General features: G+C 72.3%; 14 protein-coding genes and 1 riboswitch. Of the genes, 5 read left to right on the top strand and 9 right to left on the bottom strand.

The window, feature by feature from the left end:
- Positions 1-142: 142 nt before the first annotated feature.
- Complete coding sequence (locus ACFRIC_RS07710) at positions 143-1,939, top strand: AMP-dependent synthetase/ligase (RefSeq protein WP_382781041.1); 1,797 nt, start codon at positions 143-145, stop codon at positions 1,937-1,939.
- A gap of 453 nt (positions 1,940-2,392) precedes the next feature.
- Here the strand turns inward: ACFRIC_RS07710 and ACFRIC_RS07715 are convergent, their stop codons facing one another.
- Positions 2,393-3,535: a glycosyltransferase family 4 protein gene (locus ACFRIC_RS07715; protein ID WP_382781044.1), complete on the bottom strand. Its 1,143-nt coding sequence runs from the start codon at positions 3,533-3,535 to the stop codon at positions 2,393-2,395.
- Positions 3,536-3,715: 180 nt separating this feature from the next.
- Here ACFRIC_RS07715 and ACFRIC_RS07720 point away from each other — a divergent pair, with 180 nt between their 5' ends.
- Positions 3,716-4,921, top strand: a complete 1,206-nt coding sequence (locus ACFRIC_RS07720) for a glycosyltransferase 87 family protein (protein WP_382781046.1) — start codon at positions 3,716-3,718, stop codon at positions 4,919-4,921.
- On the opposite strand, the gene ACFRIC_RS07725 is transcribed toward ACFRIC_RS07720, so the two are convergent.
- Positions 4,882-6,210 carry an MATE family efflux transporter gene (locus tag ACFRIC_RS07725; RefSeq protein WP_382781049.1) on the bottom strand — a complete coding sequence of 443 codons (1,329 nt, stop codon included), beginning with the start codon at positions 6,208-6,210 and terminating at the stop codon, positions 4,882-4,884. The two genes, ACFRIC_RS07720 and ACFRIC_RS07725, sit on opposite strands and share 40 nt — an antisense overlap.
- A 135-nt stretch (positions 6,211-6,345) precedes the next feature.
- On the opposite strand from ACFRIC_RS07725, the gene ACFRIC_RS07730 reads away from it, so the two are divergent.
- Positions 6,346-6,879 (top strand): PadR family transcriptional regulator, encoded by a 534-nt coding sequence (locus tag ACFRIC_RS07730; RefSeq protein ID WP_382781052.1) that lies wholly within the window; start codon positions 6,346-6,348, stop codon positions 6,877-6,879.
- Between the two features lie 155 nt (positions 6,880-7,034).
- Here ACFRIC_RS07730 and ACFRIC_RS07735 read toward each other — a convergent pair whose 3' ends face one another.
- The 5 genes from ACFRIC_RS07735 to ACFRIC_RS07755 form a co-directional block, all read right to left on the bottom strand.
- Entirely contained in the window at positions 7,035-8,234 is a 1,200-nt protein-coding gene (locus ACFRIC_RS07735) for a hypothetical protein (protein WP_382781054.1), read from the bottom strand.
- A 77-nt stretch (positions 8,235-8,311) separates the two neighbouring features.
- Positions 8,312-9,334, bottom strand: coding sequence for an NlpC/P60 family protein (locus tag ACFRIC_RS07740; protein WP_382781057.1), 1,023 nt, complete (start codon positions 9,332-9,334; stop codon positions 8,312-8,314).
- 241 nt (positions 9,335-9,575) lie between these two features.
- Complete coding sequence (locus ACFRIC_RS07745; RefSeq protein WP_382781060.1) at positions 9,576-10,607, bottom strand: NlpC/P60 family protein; 1,032 nt, start codon at positions 10,605-10,607, stop codon at positions 9,576-9,578.
- 410 nt (positions 10,608-11,017) lie between these two features.
- Entirely contained in the window at positions 11,018-12,367 is a 1,350-nt protein-coding gene (locus tag ACFRIC_RS07750) for an NYN domain-containing protein (RefSeq protein WP_382781063.1), read from the bottom strand.
- Between the two features lie 36 nt (positions 12,368-12,403).
- Complete coding sequence (locus ACFRIC_RS07755) at positions 12,404-12,643, bottom strand: hypothetical protein (protein ID WP_037624014.1); 240 nt, start codon at positions 12,641-12,643, stop codon at positions 12,404-12,406.
- A 152-nt stretch (positions 12,644-12,795) separates the two neighbouring features.
- Between ACFRIC_RS07755 and ACFRIC_RS07760 the strand changes: the two genes are divergently transcribed.
- Together ACFRIC_RS07760 and ACFRIC_RS07765 are read left to right on the top strand one after the other, a co-directional pair.
- On the top strand, positions 12,796-13,554 hold the full coding sequence (locus tag ACFRIC_RS07760; RefSeq protein WP_382781066.1) for a rhomboid family intramembrane serine protease: 759 nt from the start codon (positions 12,796-12,798) through the stop codon (positions 13,552-13,554).
- A gap of 42 nt (positions 13,555-13,596) precedes the next feature.
- On the top strand, positions 13,597-13,878 hold the full coding sequence (locus ACFRIC_RS07765; RefSeq protein ID WP_339128929.1) for an Lrp/AsnC ligand binding domain-containing protein: 282 nt from the start codon (positions 13,597-13,599) through the stop codon (positions 13,876-13,878).
- A gap of 39 nt (positions 13,879-13,917) precedes the next feature.
- On the opposite strand, the gene ACFRIC_RS07770 is transcribed toward ACFRIC_RS07765, so the two are convergent.
- Both ACFRIC_RS07770 and trpD read right to left on the bottom strand, forming a co-directional pair.
- On the bottom strand, positions 13,918-15,279 hold the full coding sequence (locus tag ACFRIC_RS07770; protein WP_382781070.1) for an aminotransferase class V-fold PLP-dependent enzyme: 1,362 nt from the start codon (positions 15,277-15,279) through the stop codon (positions 13,918-13,920).
- A gap of 187 nt (positions 15,280-15,466) precedes the next feature.
- Positions 15,467-15,583: riboswitch (SAM riboswitch) on the bottom strand.
- A gap of 84 nt (positions 15,584-15,667) precedes the next feature.
- The gene (gene trpD, locus ACFRIC_RS07775) at positions 15,668-16,732 is read right to left on the bottom strand and encodes an anthranilate phosphoribosyltransferase (RefSeq protein ID WP_382781073.1); all 1,065 of its coding nucleotides are present in this window, start codon (positions 16,730-16,732) and stop codon (positions 15,668-15,670) included.
- Positions 16,733-16,897 lie beyond the last annotated feature (165 nt).

The raw sequence follows: 16,897 nt of genomic DNA on the forward strand, positions 1-16,897 counted from the left end.
CCATACCGGCGGGTAACGTCCGGGCAGTCCAGTCGTACTCGGGATTTCAACAAGTGATCTCTTGAGTACTTGCCCGAGCCTTGGACCGCACCGTCGCATCACACAGAGTCGTGGCGTCGGCGCCCTATGAGGAGCAGCAGTCTTGCGCGAGTTCAGCCTTCCGGCTTTGTACGAGGTCCCTGCGGACGGAAATCTCACCGACATCGTCCGCAGAAACGCCGCGCAGCATCCCGACGTAGCCGTGATCGCCCGCAAGGTGGGCGGCACCTGGACGGACGTCAGCGCCACCACCTTCCTCGCCGAGGTGCGTTCCGCTGCCAAGGGCCTGATCGCCGCGGGCGTGCAGCCCGGTGACCGGGTCGCCCTGATGTCCCGTACCCGCTACGAGTGGACGCTGCTCGACTTCGCCATCTGGAGCGCCGGCGCCGTCACCGTGCCGGTGTACGAGACCAGCTCCCCCGAGCAGGTGCAGTGGATCCTCGGCGACTCGGGCGCGCGGGCCTGCATCGTCGAGCTGCCGGCGCACGCGGCCTCCGTGGAGTCGGTGCGCGACCGGCTGCCCGCCCTCGAGAACGTCTGGCAGATCGAGGCCGGCGGCGTCGAGGAGCTGGGGCGCCTGGGCGCGGACGTCAGCGACGCGACCGTCGAGGAGCGCAGCTCGCTCGCCAAGGCGGACGACCCGGCGACCATCGTCTACACCTCCGGGACGACCGGCCGCCCCAAGGGCTGCGTCCTGACCCACCGCGCCTTCTTCGCGGAGTGCGGCAACATCGTGGAGCGGCTGCGCCCGCTGTTCCGCACCGGCGAGTGCTCGGTCCTGCTGTTCCTCCCGCTCGCGCACGTCTTCGGGCGGCTCGTGCAGGTCGCGCCGATGATGGCGCCGATCAAGCTGGGCTGCGTCCCGGACATCAAGAACCTCACCGACGAGCTGGCCTCGTTCCGGCCGACGCTGATCCTCGGTGTGCCGCGTGTCTTCGAGAAGGTCTACAACTCGGCGCGCGCCAAGGCCCAGGCGGACGGCAAGGGCAAGATCTTCGACAAGGCCGCGGACACGGCGATCGCGTACAGCCGCGCGCTGGACACCCCCTCGGGGCCGTCGCTCGGTCTGAAGATCAAGTACAAGACGTTCGACAAGCTCGTCTACAGCAAGCTGCGCGCGGTGCTCGGCGGCCGTGGCGAGTACGCGATCTCGGGCGGTGCCCCGCTGGGTGAGCGGCTCGGCCACTTCTTCCGCGGTATCGGCTTCACGGTCCTGGAGGGCTACGGCCTCACCGAGTCCTGCGCGGCCACGGCCTTCAACCCGTGGGACCGTACGAAGATCGGCACGGTCGGTCAGCCGCTGCCCGGCTCCGTGATCCGTATCGCCGACGACGGCGAGGTGCTGCTGCACGGCGAGCACCTGTTCAAGGAGTACTGGAACAACGAGGGCGCGACCGCCGAGGCGCTCGCCGACGGCTGGTTCCACACCGGTGACATCGGCACCCTCGACGAGGACGGCTACCTCCGCATCACCGGCCGCAAGAAGGAGATCATCGTCACCGCGGGCGGCAAGAACGTCGCCCCGGCCGTCATAGAGGACCGCATCCGCGCCCACGCGCTGGTCGCGGAGTGCATGGTGGTCGGCGACGGGCGTCCGTTCGTGGGCGCGCTGGTCACGGTCGACGAGGAGTTCCTGGGCCGCTGGGCCGAGGAGCACGGGAAGCCGGCCGGCTCGACGGCGGCGTCGCTGCGCGAGGACGCCGATCTGATCGCGGCCATCCAGAACGCCATCGACGACGGCAACGCGGCGGTGTCCAAGGCGGAGTCGGTCCGCAAGTTCCGGATCCTCGCCCACCAGTTCACCGAGGAGTCGGGGCACCTGACGCCGTCGCTGAAGCTGAAGCGGAATGTGGTGGCCAAGGATTACGCGAACGAGATCGAGGCACTTTATCGGGGCTGATGCCCGAGCGACCGGGTTCCGCCCCGGCCGGGAACTTCACGGCTCGGCCCCTCCACATGGAGGGGGCGAGCCGTTTCCCTTCCGGTCCAGGTGTCTCCGGGGGCCGCCGTAGGCGGTGGAGGTCGTTCCCGGGCGGGAGGTGCGTCGTGGTTGCTCGCGCAGTTCCCCGCGCCCCTGAACGGCCGCCCTGACGGGCGCCCGCCAGGGCCCGTTCAGGGCCCGTTCAGGGGCGCGGGGAACTGCGCGGCCAGGCCGGGGCGGCCCGCAGGCGCCCGCGGACAGCAAGCGGCACCCCCGTAAGCGCGGCGCAGCCGTCCCTGGCGGGCGCCCGCCAGGAGCGGGGCCCGTAGGACGTGCCCCGCCAGGGGCGCGGGGAACTGCGCGACCAGGCCCCGGCGGCCCGCAGGCGCCCGAGATCCGCAAGCGGCACCCCCGTAGGCGCACCCGGGGACGCTAGAGCAGCTCGCGCAGGTGTTCGGCCAGTAGGTCCCAGCGCCATTTCTCCTCGACCCAGGACCGGCCCCGTTCGCCCATGCGGCGGCGGAGTTCGGGGTCGCCGAGCAGGGTGACGACGCGGTCGGCGGCCTCCTCGGCGGAGCCGCCGCGGACGACCCAGCCCGTCTCGCCGTCGAGCACCGCGTCGGGCGCGCCCCCCGAGTCGCCGGCCACCACCGGAAGGCCCGTCGCCGACGCCTCCAGGTAGACGATGCCGAGCCCCTCGACGTCGAGTCCGCCCCGGCGCGTGCGGCACGGCATCGCGAACACGTCGCCGGCCCCGTAGTGCGCGGGCAGTTCCGACCAGGGCACCGCCCCGGTGAACCGGACCGAACCCGCGACCCCGGTCTCGTGCGCGAGTTTGCGCAGGTCCTTCTCGTACGGCCCGCCGCCGACGATCAGCAGCACCGCGTCCGGCTCCTTGGCCAGGATGCGCGGCATCGCGAGGATCAGGGTGTCCTGGCCCTTGCGCGGGACGAGGCGGGAGACGCAGACGACGACGGGCCGGTCGGTGAGGCCGAGCCGGGCCCGGACCTCGTCGCCGCCCGAACCGGGGTGGAAGGTCCGCTCGTCGACACCGGGCGGCAGCTGCACCATCCGCGCGGCCGCCTCAGGCGTCAGCGCGGCGGCGATCCGCGAGCGGGTGTACTCGCCGAGGTAGGTGATCGTGTCGGTGGACTCGCCGATCCGGCGCAGCAGCGTCCGGGCGGCGGGAAGCTGGGCCCAGCCGGCCTCGTGGCCGTGCGTGGTCGCCACGAGGCGGGTCGCGCCCGCTCTGCGCAGGGCCGGCGCCATCAGGCCGAGCGGTGCGGCGGCACCGAACCACACCGACGTGCAGCCGTGCTCCCGCAGCAGGCCGACGGCCCGCCGGGTGGCACCCGGCGTCGGAAGCAGCATGGTCGTACGGTCCCGTACGACGGTGAAGGGCTGCTCGGCGTCGAACGCGGCGGTCGCCTCGGCGCCCTCGTGGCCGCGCTTCCAGGTCGAGGCGTAGACGACGAGCCGCTCGGGGTCCAGGCGCAGCGCCATGTTGTGCAGAAAGGCCTGGATGCCGCCGGGGCGGGGCGGGAAATCGTTCGTCACGATCAGGGTCTTGTGCATCGTGTTCGACACTATCGAACCTATACTCACAGCTCCGCGCGGCCGCGCTTGACGGCTCGTACACAGACCGGTGGGTCACCCTGGGTCCGCGATGAAGCGCGACGGTGGGACACACGGATTCCGGACGATGAGGGCCAGGTGGGCATGACCGGGGCACGGAGGACGAGGTTCCCCTTCGCCATGACCGCACTGCTGCTGATCTGGGGTCTGACCAGACTGGCGCTGCTGCTCTTCGTGGCCAAGGTGTACGTCTTCCCCGGCCCGGACGTCACCAGCGACGTCTCGGTGATCTACCACGGCTGGTACGAGGTCCTTCAGGACGGCCGGTTCCCGCTGCACGACGTCACCTGGCAGTATCCGCCGGCCGCCTCCCTCGCGATCCTCTCCCCCGCCCTGCTGCCGTTCCTCGACTACGCGCACGCCTTCTTCGTGCTGGCCTTCGTCGCCGACCTGGTGGTGTTCGGGCTGCTCCTGTTCGCGGGCTCGCGCCCCGGCAGGAGCGTCCGCGGCGCCTGGGTGTGGATGGTCGGGGTCCCGCTGCTCGGGCCGACCGTGTACGCCCGCTACGACGTGATGGTGACGGCCGTCGCGGTCGCCGCGCTGCTCGCCGGCTCCCGCCACCCGCGGCTGATGGGGGCGCTCACGGGGTTCGGCGCGATGGTGAAGGTCTGGCCGGTCCTGCTGCTGCTCGGCGCGGTGCGCGGGCGGGCCTGGGCCTGGGCCGCGGGGACGGCGACCGGGATCGCGGCGGTGTTCTTCGCGACGATGCCGGGCGCGTTCTCCTTCCTGACCTTCCAGCGCGACCGCGGCACCGAGGTGGAGTCGCTCGGCTCCCTCGTCTTCCACGTGGCCAGGCACCACGGCTGGAACGGGCGGGTGCTGCTCAACTACGGCTCGGTGGAGTTCGTCGGTCCCTACGTCGACGTGGTGAGCACCGCGGCGCTGGTCCTGACCGGGCTCGCCTTCGGCTGGCTCATCCTGTGGCGGCTGTGCGCCAAGCGGTTCCTGTCGCACACGCTCGCCGACGCGGCGTTCGTCGCCGTGCTGATGTTCACCACGACCAGCCGGGTCATCAGCCCGCAGTATCTGGTGTGGCTCGTCGGGATCGCCGCGGTCTGCCTGTGCTTCCGGGCCGGCCGGATGGCGCTGCCCGCCTTCCTGGTGCTCGTCGCGTGCTTCGTGACGGTGCTGGAGTTCCCGACCTGGTTCGGCGACGTCGTCGGCAGCACGGACCTCGGCATCACCCTCCTGGTGCTGCGCAACGGCCTGCTGGTGGCCGCCTCGGTGCTGGCCGCGCGGGAGCTGTGGCGCTCCACGGTCTCCCGGCCCGCGCCGGAGCTGCCCGCTCAGGCCGCCCGCGCCAAGGAGACCCTGGCCTCCCCCTGAGGTCCGGTCCGCGCGCTCCGCCGGGCCCACAGCCACAGGGCCGCGCACTGCACCGTCATGGACAGCGCGAGGGCCAGACAGACGCCCGCGAGCCCCAGTCCGGACAGGGCGAGGGCGAGAGGGAGCTGGACCGCGGTGCCCGTCAGCGTCACCCGCAGCAGCACCGGCGCTCCCCCGCTGCCCTCGAAGACCCCGCCGAGGGCGATGAAGCAGGCCATCAGCAGCAGGTAGGGGCCGACACAGCGCAGGAACAGCACGCCGTCGTGGGCGACTGCGGGGCCGGCGCCGAAGGCCCGCATGATCCAGGGGGCGAGGGCGGCGAGCAGGCCCGCGGCGAGGAGGCCGACGCTCCCCGAGACGAGGACGGCCTGGCGTCCGATGGCGCCCCGCTCGTCACGGCCCGCGCCCCGGCTGTGCGCGGTGTGGATCGAGGCGGCCTGGCGGACCGCGTAGAACGCCATGGTGGCGACGTACATGACCTTGTAGGCGATCGCGTAGGCCGCGACCGCCGTGGTGCCGAGCCGGGCCACGATCGCGACCAGGACCAGGGCGCCGCCCTGCCGCACGGTGAAGTCGGCGGACATGGGCAGTCCGGTGGTGAGGGTGCGGCGCAGGGCGGCGCCGGTGGCCTCGGCGGGCCGCGCGCCGGCCGCCTCGGCGAGCAGCGTGTCGCGGCGCAGGGCGCGCAGTCCGGCGACGAGGGCCACCGAGCGGCACAGGACGGTCGAGAGGGCGGCGCCCCGGACGCCGTACGCGTGGATGAGGAACGGGTCGAGGCCGAGGATCAGGCCGTTGGCCAGCAGGGCGAGGCGCATCGGGGTGCGGGTGTCGCCGGCGCCCTTGAGGATGCCGTCGACGAGGTTCTGGGCGAAGAAGACGGCGATGCCGGGCAGGGAGATCGCGAAGTACTGGACGGCGAGGGTCAGCGCGCGCCCGTCGCCGCCGAGGACCAGCCGGGCCAGTGGTGCGCGCAGCAGGAAGCCGCCCAGGGCGATCACCGGCGTGACCGCGGCGCACAGCGCCCAGCCGCCGCGTACGGCCGCGCGGACCGCGCCCGGGTCGCCGGCGCCCCGGGCGTGCGCGACCAGGACGGTGGTGCCGGAGGCGAAGACCAGGGCGACGCCGAGCAGCACGTTCTCGGTGTTCGTCGCGACGGCGACGGCGGCCACGGCGGCGCCGCCGAGCCGGGAGACCCACACCGTGTTGATGATCCCGGCGGCGACGGAGGCGAGCAGCGAGAGGTAGACGGGGTGGGCGAGCGCCATGAGCTGCTTGCGATGGGCGTTCACAGAGGCTCCCTCGATACGAGCTACCTCGTTTAGAGGTAGCTCGATAAGAGGTACCATTGCCTGGCTGAACCCCGCAACCACCCGGACACGCCGACCCCGCGGGCCGTCGGCGTCCACGAAGGAAGGGCCGGCCGGATGCTGGAGCTGTCGATCCTGGGCTTCCTGTACGAGGAGCCGCTGCACGGCTACGAGCTGAAGGAGCGCATCAAGGCGCTGACCGGACACGTCCGGCCGGTCAGCGACGGCGCCCTCTACCCGGCGATCACCCGCCTGGTCGACGGCGGCCTGCTCGACCAGCACACCGAGCCCGGCAGCGGCGCGGCCCCGCGGCGCATCCTGTCGCTCACCGAGAAGGGGCGCGCGGACCTCATGGAACGGCTGCGCCACCCCAAGCAGGCCGAGATCACCGACCAGGTCCGCTTCAACACCCTGCTCGCGTTCCTGCGCCACCTCGGCGACCCCCGCGAGCAGGCCGCGGTGCTGCGCCGCCGCCAGGAATTCCTCCTGGCCCCGACGAGCTTCTTCTACGAGGGCGAGCGGCCCGTGCGCGCGGAGGAGGCGGGCGACCTGTTCCGGCAGGGAATGCTGCGGGTGGCGCGGGCGACCGGCGAGGCGGAACGGACCTGGCTCGCGGAGGCCATCAGCCGGCTGGAGGGCGAACAGGCCTGAGGATCGGTGAACAGGGTCGATGAGCAGGCCTGAAGGTCGGTGACCAGGTGGACAGGGTCGGTGAACAGGCCTGAGGGTCGGCCGAGTCGGCCTCCAGGGCTCGGGCGGGCCGGATCCCTGGCGCCAGGGCGCCGGGCGAAACGGCGCCCGGCATCTCAGCTCAGTTGGTCCCTGAGGTACTGGCGCCACAGCGCGGTGAACGACTCCGGTGTCGTGTGCAGCACCTCCCGCAGCGCGGCATCGACCGCCCCCGCCCGCTTCCCGTGGTCGCCCACCGCACGGTAGAAGTCGTTCAGCCGGACCTCGCCCCACCGGTCCGCGATCAGCCGGCAGGCCATCCAGCCGCCCTCGTACGCCCGCGCCAGCCGGCCCGCGTCCCCGCTGAACCCGAAGTCCCCGTCCCCGGGCAGCGCGGCCGGGACGTCCCCCTCGGCCACCGCGCGCTGCAGTTCCGGAGCGACCTGGCCCGCCGTCCGCCCGCTGCCGCGATAGCCGGCCCAGTCCGCGTACCCCTCGGACAGCCACAGCGGGGTGGCGGCCGTGGTGTGCGCGCGGGTGGCGACGTGCGTGGTCTCGTGGGTGAGCACGACCTGCTTGCCGAGGTCACCGAGGACGCCGTACGCGTCCGGGTTGACGATGATCCGGTCCGCGGGCGCCTTCGCCGAGCCGCCCGCCTCACCGGTGGTGACCGCCGCGATCCCCCGGTACCCGGACGCCGGGGCCCCGAGCAGCCCCGCCATCCCCTCCAGCGACTTCGGTACGAGGACGACGACGTGCCGGGACCAGTCCGCGCCCCAGGCGTCCGAGACGGCCGGCACGGCACGGTCCGCGAGGCCCGCGAAGGCCCGCAGCCGCCCGTCGGACTGCCCGACCCCCAGGACGAGGCTGTGCCGGCCCCGTACGGCCGTCACGGTCCCCTCGTCCCACAACTGGTCGCCGCCCTTGCCGGCCGGCTCGTCGGAGGTGACGCGCCAGGTTCCGCCGGTTCGGGTGAGCCCGAGCGCGCGGTCCACCTTGACCGGCGCGGTGTCGTAGCCGTCGATGCCGTAGCGCAGTTCGGCACGGGCGGTGGCACGGTCGCCGGAGCGGTTCAGGTCGGCCAGCCGGTAGGACCAGGCCGAGAGCGGCACCTCACGCAGGCTCGCGAGCCCCTGTCCGGCCCCGGCCGCCGTGCCGGTGGCACGGAACGCCGCGTCGTCCCGGTCCAGGACCGCGGCCGCCCGCCGGTCCAGGACCCGCTGCACATCCGCCGCCGCGGTGTCCGGCGCGGCCCGGCCGCCGCAGCCGACGAGCCCGGCGAGCAGCAGCACGACGGAGAGCCACGCTCGCGACGCACCACACCTTCGACCGGCCATTCTCCCGATCGTACGGTGCCCGCGGCCGCCCGCCGGACCGCCCGCCGGGCCCGTACGGAGCCGGGACGGCGCCCCCGTCAGACGCGCGTGACGGACGAGATCGGCATCATCCCGACCGGGTCGTAGCGCACCGGTGCGCCCGGGTAGGGCGCGTGGATCACCTGGCCGTTGCCCACGTACATGCCGACATGGCTGGCGTCGGACCGGTAGGTCACCAGGTCACCGGGCCGCGCCTGGGAGAGCGGGATCTGCCGTCCGGCGAACCGCTGGGCCTGCGAGGTGCGCGGCAGGCCGACCCCGGCGTGCGCGTAGGACCACTGCATGAGGCCCGAACAGTCGAAGCCGCCGGGCCCGTTGGCGCCCCACACGTAGGGCCGGCCGAGCGCCGAGCGGGCCGCCGCGACAGCGATGGCCGCGCGCGACGAGGAGGCGACGGAGCCGCCGAGTCCCGGCAGGTCGCCGCGGGTCGCGCGCGACGCCCGGTCGTAGGCGGCGCGGTCCGCGTAGGGGAGCGAGTTGAGCAGGTGCCGCGCCTTGGCCAGTTTGCCCTCGATGACCCGCTTGTTCCGGGCGACGGCCTTGCGGCTGCGTTCCAGCTCGGCCAGTTTCCCGTCGGCCTCGCGGCGTTCCTGGGCGAGGTCGCGCAACGCGAGCTGGAGGTTCTTGAGTTCGCCGGCCTGGCGGGTGCCGATCCGGTCGAGGGCGGAGGCCTGGTCGAGATAGTCGTCCGGGTCGGCGGAGAAGAGCAGCGCGAGGGACGGGTCGATGCCGCCCGAGCGGTACTGCGCCCCGGCGAGCGAACCCAGCGCGTCGCGCATGGTGTTGACGCGGTCCTGCTGCCGGGCGATCTGGTCCTGCGCCGTGCCGATCTGCTCGCGCAGCGCGTCGCCGCGCTCGTCGGCCTTGTTGTACGCCTCGGTGGCCTTCTCCGCCTGGGCGTAGAGGCGGTCCACCTCGGCCCGGGTCTCGTCGTGCGGCGCCGCCGAGGCGGGCAGGGTGCCGAGCGCGGCGGCCGCCGCGGACATCACGCAGGCGGCGGCACCGAAGGCGCCGGCGCCCCGGTGGAAGCCGGTCGGTGCAAGGCGGCGATGGAACCCCACGGGTGACCGCACTCCCTTCCGCTGACGGTCCCCCGCCGTCGGGGGATCGCGGCAGACAGTAACCGCGCGACCACACGTCGGCCAAAGACCCTCGCGGGCACGCACAGTGACGCCCCGCCGGAGACGCAGGTCACCGACGGGGCGTGGGGTCAGCGCGAGTTGTCGCAATTCGCCCGTTTGGGCGGTGTGGCGGGAGAGCGCTCGGGGCGGCCCGCACCGCGTGCGGGACCGCCCGTCCGGATCAGATCCGGACGCCGAACTGGAAGGGCATGTTGCCGATCGCCTCGTAGCGGACGACCGCGCCGGTGTGCGGGGCGTGCAGCACCTGGCCGTTGCCCGCGTAGAGGCCGACGTGGTGCTGGTCGCCGTAGAAGATGACCAGGTCGCCGACCTGGAGATCGCTCTGCGAGTAGATGCGGGTGCCCGCGTTGGCCTGGGCCTCCGAGGTGCGGGGTATCGTCACGCCGGCCTGGGCGTAGGCCCAGGAGGTGAGGCCCGAGCAGTCGAACGAGCTGGGGCCGGAGGCGCCGTAGACGTACGGGGAGCCGATCACGCTCTGGGCGGCGGCGAAGGCGGCGCCGGCACGGCCCGAGCCCTTGCTGTTGCCGAGGTCGACGCGCTGGCTGGCGCGGGTGGCCCGCTCCTGCTCCTGGGTGGCCAGCGCGGCCTTCTCCTGGGCGGTCAGCGTGTTGAGGAGCTTCTGCGCGGAGCCCAGCTTGCTCTGGACTTCCTTCTTCTTCTTGGCGAGCTCGGCCCGGGTGTCGGCGAGGTCCTTGAGCTTCGCGGAGGCCTCGGCACGCTGCTGGGCGAGCGAACGCTGCTTCTCCTGGACCTTCTTGAGCGACTCGACCTGCTGGGCGCTCAACTGGTCCATGGCCGAGGCCTTGTCCAGGAAGTCGTCCGGGTCGGAGGAGAGGAAGAGGGCCACGGAGGGGTCGATGCCGCCGGTGCGGTACTGGGCGCTGGCCATCGAACCGAGACCGTCACGCAGCTCGTTGAGCTCTTCCTGGCCACGGGCGACGTTGTCCTGGAGAGCGCTGATCTGCTTCTGCAGCTTCTGCTGCTTCTCCTTGGCGCCGTCGAGCTTCTCCGTGGCCTGCTCGGCCTCTTCGTAGAGCTTGTCGACCTTGGTCTTGACCTCGTCCTTGTTGGGCTTCTCGGACGGCGCCGCGTTGGCGGCGTTGGCGCTGAGGACAACAGCGGCAGCGGCGGCGGTGGTGAGCACGGTCACACGGGTGCGGCTCGGCTGCTTGGGTCGACGGTGGGACGCCACGAAGGCGAGCTCCTTCTTCCTCCAGCCGCCTGCCGAAAACGCCGACGGGCGGTGCCCCTCCACCGTCACTCCCCATGAGTGATCACCCTAGTTGGAGGTTCGAGGCACGACCCTAGTGACCTACTTGTGATCAGTTCAAATCCAAACCTGAAAATTCTTTGTCACGGAGAGCATTCTTTGCCATCAACTCACCTGCAGTGATGTCCGCTTGACACTACGTCGTGTGAATGTCCGACGAATTCGGGCATCAGTCCTAGACGTTACGCATGGGACGTAGGGGACTCGCGCGACTTAGGGAACCGATCGCCGACCGCGCGGAACCAGACAGCATCCACCCCGAATTCACCCCCAAAGCGGAGCGAAAGGGGCGAAAGAAGGAAAGAACGCTCAGGCGCGCGAGAAGCGCAGGGTCAGCCGCGCGAGAAGCGCTTGAGGAGTACCGCGGACGCCACCGGCCGGGCGCCCGCCTTGGCGATCCCGTCGGCCACCTCACGGTCGGTCGAGACGACGATGACCGGGCGGCCGGGCGGCTCGGCCCGCACGAGCTGACGGATCAGCTCGTCCGCCGTGACGCCGGGCTTGGAGAAGAGCACCCGCACCCCGCGTGGGGGCGCGAGCAGCACCGGCGCGGCCAGTTCGGCCCCGTCGAAGACACAGGTGACCTCGGCGCCGGTCTGCGCGGCGAGCTGCGAGAGCTGCCCGAGCAGCCGCAGCCGCTGCTTCTCCAGCGGCATCTGGGGATAGCCGGTCTTGGTGACGTTGTAGCCGTCGACGACCAGGTGCGCCTGAGGCAGCGCGAGCAACTGGTCCAGGATCGCGGGGTCGTTCTCGGACAGCGCGCGGGCGGCGATGTCCTTCGGGGTCATCCGCCCCGGCTCGACCGCCTCGACCGTCTCCGCGGGCCGCACGGACACGGGAGGCAGCGCCAGTTCCCGGCGCAGCCCCTGGGCCGCCTCCAGAACCGTGTCGAGCAGCAGCCGCACCCGCATGTCCTCGACGCTGCGCCCCTCGCGGGCCGCCTTGCGGGTGGCCTCCAGGGCCGCCTCGGCCTCGGAGAGCCGTGCCTTGAGGCGCCGCGTCTCGCTCTCGGCCGCGGACACCTGCGCCTGGCTCTCCGCCTTCGCGCCGTCCGTCTCCGCCTGCAGCTTGCGCAGGGCCGCCTCACCGCGCTTGACGTCGCTGAGGGCCCCGCGCAGCTTGCGGTGAAGCGATTCCGCTTCCTTGCGGGCCGACTCCAGTTCCGTACGCAGCCGTTCGGTCTCGGCGCGGGTCTGCCCGCGGGCCTCCGCGAGTTCCGCGCGCAGCCGGTCCAGTTCGGCGCGGCTCTCCTCGCCGGCGCGCTCGGCGTCGGCGCGCAGGGCCTCCTCGCCCGCGGCGGTCACGAGCTTCACCCAGCCGGTCGGGCGCACGACGTAGGCCGCGGCCGCCACGTCCAGCGGATCCGCGGCCGGGGGCGGCGCGCCCGAGTCGAGCGCGCCGACGAGCTCGGACTGGGTCTCTCTGAGCTTCTCGGCGATGCGCTGTCTGAACAGCGGGTCGGTCTCCAGCGCCGCCGCCATCGCGTTGCCGGCGAACTTGACGCGACGATTGGGTGCGAACCGGGCGTACTGTCTCAACTGCACGGGCAGTTCGGACACCGTCAGCCCGCCGAAGCCGTCGGAGACGATCTGCACGACCCGTCGGCGCACGCCGTCGGGCAGCGGACGGTCGAGCACCTCGGCGGTGCCGTCGTCCGGCTCCCCGCCTGTGGTCTCCACCATCCGATTCACCCCAATATCCGTGCGGGGCCCGCTCCGTCAGGAGCCGGCGCCCGGCCTGTCCACGAGTTCGACCTGATCCACCGCGTTGCACCAACGGCACCGCACCGACTCGATGGTCTCACTGACCACCTCGCGCTCCTCGACCTTCGGCTCACCGGCGAGGTCCAGGTGCACATACTCGACGACCTTCGACGAGCGGGTCACGTCGAAACGCGTGAGGTTGCCGCAGAGGGTGCAGCGCCAGCGGGTCTTGGCATCGGGCAGGGGAACCGTCATAGGGCAGTCGCTTTCCTTCTAGTGTCCGTCCGGCGCCGGTTTCCCGGGGCTTTGGCTCGTAACCCTACGGCCTGGCGGGTACTCGACGCTCGGGTGTCCACGGCGGCGAGGCGGTCTGTGTGCATCGGCGTGGTTACGTCATGCTCTGCACCATGATCGGCAATTGGAGTGCGACGGTCGGCAGGGCGCTGCGGGGCCGGTCCGCGCCGGTGACGTACGGACTGATCGTCCTGTGCTGTCTGATCTTCGTGATCGGCCCCGCCTCGGGGCTCGATCCCGCGTACGGCACGGGGGACGAGCTGCTGGTCGCGCAGCGGGCGTACTTCCGCCGCTGGGGCGTGGTGCCGGCCGCCCTGTTCGACGGGGCCCCGGGCGAGGCGCTCACCCCCGCGACCGCCCTGTTCGTCCACGGAAGCTGGCTCCATCTCCTGGGCAACATGCTCTTCTTCTACGTGTTCGGGCTGATGACCGAGGAGCGCATGGGCCATCTGGAGTTCGCCCTGTTCTACCTGGGCTGCGGATACCTGGCCCTGCTCGGGTACGCCGCGGCCAACGCGACCTCGCAGCAGTCCCTGGTCGGGGCCTCCGGGGCGATCTCCGCGGTGCTCGGCGCGTTCCTCTACCTGTTCCCCAAGGCCCGGGTGACCAGTCTCTTCCCGTTCCTGTTCTTCCTGCCGCTGCGGTTCCCGGCCTGGGTGGTGCTGCCGTTCTGGTTCAGCCTCCAGTGGCTGGCGGCCGGGCGCAGCGGTTCGGGTGGTCCCGGGGTCGCCTACCTGGCCCACCTCGTGGGCTTCTCCCTGGGTTTCGTCTACGCCTGGGCGCGCTTCCGGCGGCGCCCGGCCGTCGTGCCCGCCCGGGGGGTCCTGCCGGGGCCCCCGGTGGAGCGGCCGGGTCCGGTGGACCGCGAGTAGGGTGAGATCCCCAGCAGCGGCCCCCTAGGGAGAGAACCAGCCGTGATCACCGCGATCGTCCTCATCAAGACCAGCGTGGACCGCATCCCCGAGATCGCCGAGTCGATCGCGTCGCTGGAGAGCGTCAGCGAGGTCTTCTCGGTCACCGGCACCTACGACCTGATCGCCATGGTCCGGGTCCACGCCCACGACGACCTGGCGGACGTCATCCCCGGCCGGATCAGCAAGATCCCGGGCGTCGAGGCGACGGACACGCACGTGGCGTTCCGTACGTACTCCCAGCACGACCTGGAGGCGGCGTTCGCGATCGGTCTCGACTCCTGACCGACGCGGCGCCGCCTCCGGGCGGATCCGGTGCGGGGGTCAGACCGCCGGGACGCAGCGGCCGTCCTCGGTGCGGTACCGCCAGCGCGCGCCGTCCCTGACGAGCTCGCGCACCGCGCGGACGAACCGCTCGACGTGCTCGTCGGGGGTGCCGGCCCCGAAGCTGACGCGGATGGCGTTGAGGGACTTCTCGCCGGGGGCCGCCTCGGGGGCTCCGCACTCCCCCGCGGTCTCCGGGTCGCTGCCGAGCAGGGTGCGCACGAGCGGGTGGGCGCAGAACAGTCCGTCGCGCACCCCGATGCCGTACTCGGCGGAGAGCGCGGCGGCGAAGTGCGAGCTGTTCCAGCCCTCGACGACGAAGGAGATGACGCCGACCCGCGGGGCGTCGTCACCGAAGAGGGAGAGCACGCGGACCTCGGGGACCTCGGCGAGGCCCTCGCGGACGGTACGGATCAGGTGCCGCTCGCGGGCGAGCAGGTTGTCGAAGCCCTCGTCGGTGAGCGCCTTGCAGGCCGAGGCGATCGAGTAGGCGCCGATGACGTTCGGCGAGCCGGCCTCGTGGCGGGCGGCGCTGTCGTGCCACTCGACGTCCACGCCGCCGTCCGCGCGCCGGGTGACCTTGCGGCTGGCGCCGCCGCCCGCGAGGTAGGGGTCGGCCTCGGTCAGCCAGTCGGAGCGGCCCGCGAGGACGCCGGAGCCGAAGGGCGCGTACAGCTTGTGCCCGGAGAAGGCGACCCAGTCGACGTCGAGGTCCTGGACGGACACCGGGTGGTGCGGGGCGAGCTGGGCGGCGTCGAGGACGATGCGGGCGCCGTGGGCGTGCGCGGCGGCGGCCAGTTCCCGCACCGGCCACAGCTCGCCGGTGACGTTCGAGGCGCCGGTGACGCAGACGAGGGCCGGTCCGTAGGGGTCCCGGGCGGCGAGGGCGCGCTCCAGGGTGTCGACGGCCTCGGCGGGGGTGCGCGGGGCGTTCAGGTAGGTCACGCGGGCGTCGCGCCAGGGCAGCAGGGAGGCGTGGTGCTCGGTCTCGAAGACGAAGACCTGGCAGTCGGCCGGGAGGGCCGCGGCGAGCAGGTTGAGCGAGTCGGTGGTGGAGCGGGTGAAGACGACCTGGTCGCCGTCGCGGCAGTCGAGGAACTCCGCGACGGTCCTGCGGGCGTTCTCGAAGAGGTCGGTGGAGAGCTGCGAGAGGTAGCCGGCGCCCCGGTGGACGCTGCCGTAGTACGGCGCGTATGCGGCGACGTCGTCCCACACGCGCTGGAGGGCGGGCGCGCTGGCGGCGTAGTCGAGAGCCGCGTAGGTCACCTCGCCGCCGGTGACGAGGGGGACGGTGACATCCCGGCCCAGAACGGGCAGGGGTGCACAAACGGTCTGGTCGGCGGCAAGGGTGGAAACAGACATGGCGAGCTCCTGTGAGAGGCAGGCGGGATCACCGCGCGAGCCGGCCGCCTCAGGGCGGCGCTCGGCGCGGGAGAAAGGTGAAAAGGGTGTGCGGAGGCGGGGCTCGGCGCCCTAACGCATTCGCTTGCTCACAGAAGGCTCCCTCGAACGACCAGGACCCCTGGTGGTCCGCCCGGAGAGCGGGAGGGGTCCGCGCTTGCCGTAGGCCTCGCTGCCTACGACCTGGTCTTCACCCGGGGCACCCCGCCACGGACGGAGGGTTGCCGGACAGCCGGCCGGGGCCTGATGGCTGTCACTCATGACCTGATACAGCATCTTGCCAGAGGATCTTCCCCGCGCAAGACGCAGTCCACGATCCGGACTGCGTCCCGCGCGGGATCCCGGGTGTTCAGGCGTTGCTGGCGGCCACCCAGCGCTCCAGGGTGCGCTTGGCGGCGCCTGAGTCGATGGCCTCGGCCGCCCTGTCCATCTGGTCGCGGAGCTGCCCGGCCAGCGGCCCGTCGGCCGGCGTCAGGGCCACCAGGGCCGCCGCCGAGTTCAGCAGGACCGCGTCCCGTACGGGCCCCCTCTCGCCGTCCAGGAGACGCCGGGCGACCTCCGCGTTGTACGAGGCGTCGGCGCCGCGCAGGGCCTCCACCGGGACGATGTCGAGCCCGACGTCGCGGGGGTCGAAGCGCTCCTCGGTGACCTTGCCGTCGCGGACGACCCAGACGTGCGAGCCCCCGGTGGTGGTCAGCTCGTCGAGACCGTCGTCGCCGCGGAAGACGAGCGAGGAGTTGCCGCGCTCGGCGAACACGCCCGCCACGATGGGCGCCATCCGGGGATCGGCGACACCGACCGCCTGGGCCTTCACCCGGGCCGGGTTGGTCAGCGGTCCGAGCACGTTGAAGGTGGTCCGGATGCCCAACTGGCCGCGGGCCGCCGCCACATGACGCAGCGCCGGGTGGAACTTGACCGCGAAGCAGAAGGTGATCCCGGCCTCCTCGGCCACCTCGGCGACCCGCTTCACCGGCAGTTGGAGATTGACGCCGAGCTTCTCCAGGACGTCCGAGGAGCCGGACGCGGAGGACGCGGCCCGGTTGCCGTGCTTGACGACCTTGGCGCCGGTGCCGGCCACCACGATCGAGGACATCGTCGAGATGTTGACGGTCTTCGCGCCGTCGCCGCCCGTGCCGACGATGTCGACGGTGCGGCCGGGCACCTCGATCACATTGGCGTGCTCGTACATCGCCCGGACGAGTCCGGCGATCTCCTGGACGGTCTCGCCCTTGGCGCGCAGGGCCACCACGAACCCGGCGATCTGCGCGTCGGTCGCCTCGCCGCGCATGATGCGGTCCATCGCCCAGGCGGTGTCGTCCGCGCTCTGGTCGCGGCCTTCGAGCAGTCCGTTCAGTACCGCGGGCCAGGAACGGCCCGCCGCGGTGTCGCCTCCAGCGGGGTTCACAGCGCTCATGGTCGCTCCTGGGTTCGTGGGTCACGCGGTCGCGGGTGACACGGGTGACACGGTTCGTGGGTGACGCGGGGTGGATCGCCCCGCACCACCGGGTGAGACCACCCTATCCAGCCCGGAGGACGGCAAAGAGCCCCGTCCGTGTCATGGACGGGGCTCCAGCCGTGG

The sequence above is a fragment of the Streptomyces sp. NPDC056738 genome, assembly GCF_042790435.1.
Classification (GTDB): Bacteria; Actinomycetota; Actinomycetes; order Streptomycetales; family Streptomycetaceae; genus Streptomyces.

Bases quoted from the DNA above. Each gene is read 5' to 3' on its own strand.
- ACFRIC_RS07715 (WP_382781044.1), bottom strand. From the start codon at position 3,535: ATGCACAAGACCCTGATCGTGACGAACGATTTCCCGCCCCGCCCCGGC.
- ACFRIC_RS07720 (WP_382781046.1), top strand. From the start codon at position 3,716: ATGACCGCACTGCTGCTGATCTGGGGTCTGACCAGACTGGCGCTGCTG.
- ACFRIC_RS07730 (WP_382781052.1), top strand. From the start codon at position 6,346: ATGCTGGAGCTGTCGATCCTGGGCTTCCTGTACGAGGAGCCGCTGCAC.
- ACFRIC_RS07735 (WP_382781054.1), bottom strand. From the start codon at position 8,234: ATGGCCGGTCGAAGGTGTGGTGCGTCGCGAGCGTGGCTCTCCGTCGTG.
- ACFRIC_RS07750 (WP_382781063.1), bottom strand. From the start codon at position 12,367: ATGGTGGAGACCACAGGCGGGGAGCCGGACGACGGCACCGCCGAGGTG.
- ACFRIC_RS07755 (WP_037624014.1), bottom strand. From the start codon at position 12,643: ATGACGGTTCCCCTGCCCGATGCCAAGACCCGCTGGCGCTGCACCCTC.
- ACFRIC_RS07760 (WP_382781066.1), top strand. From the start codon at position 12,796: ATGATCGGCAATTGGAGTGCGACGGTCGGCAGGGCGCTGCGGGGCCGG.
- ACFRIC_RS07770 (WP_382781070.1), bottom strand. From the start codon at position 15,279: ATGTCTGTTTCCACCCTTGCCGCCGACCAGACCGTTTGTGCACCCCTG.
- trpD (WP_382781073.1), bottom strand. From the start codon at position 16,732: ATGAGCGCTGTGAACCCCGCTGGAGGCGACACCGCGGCGGGCCGTTCC.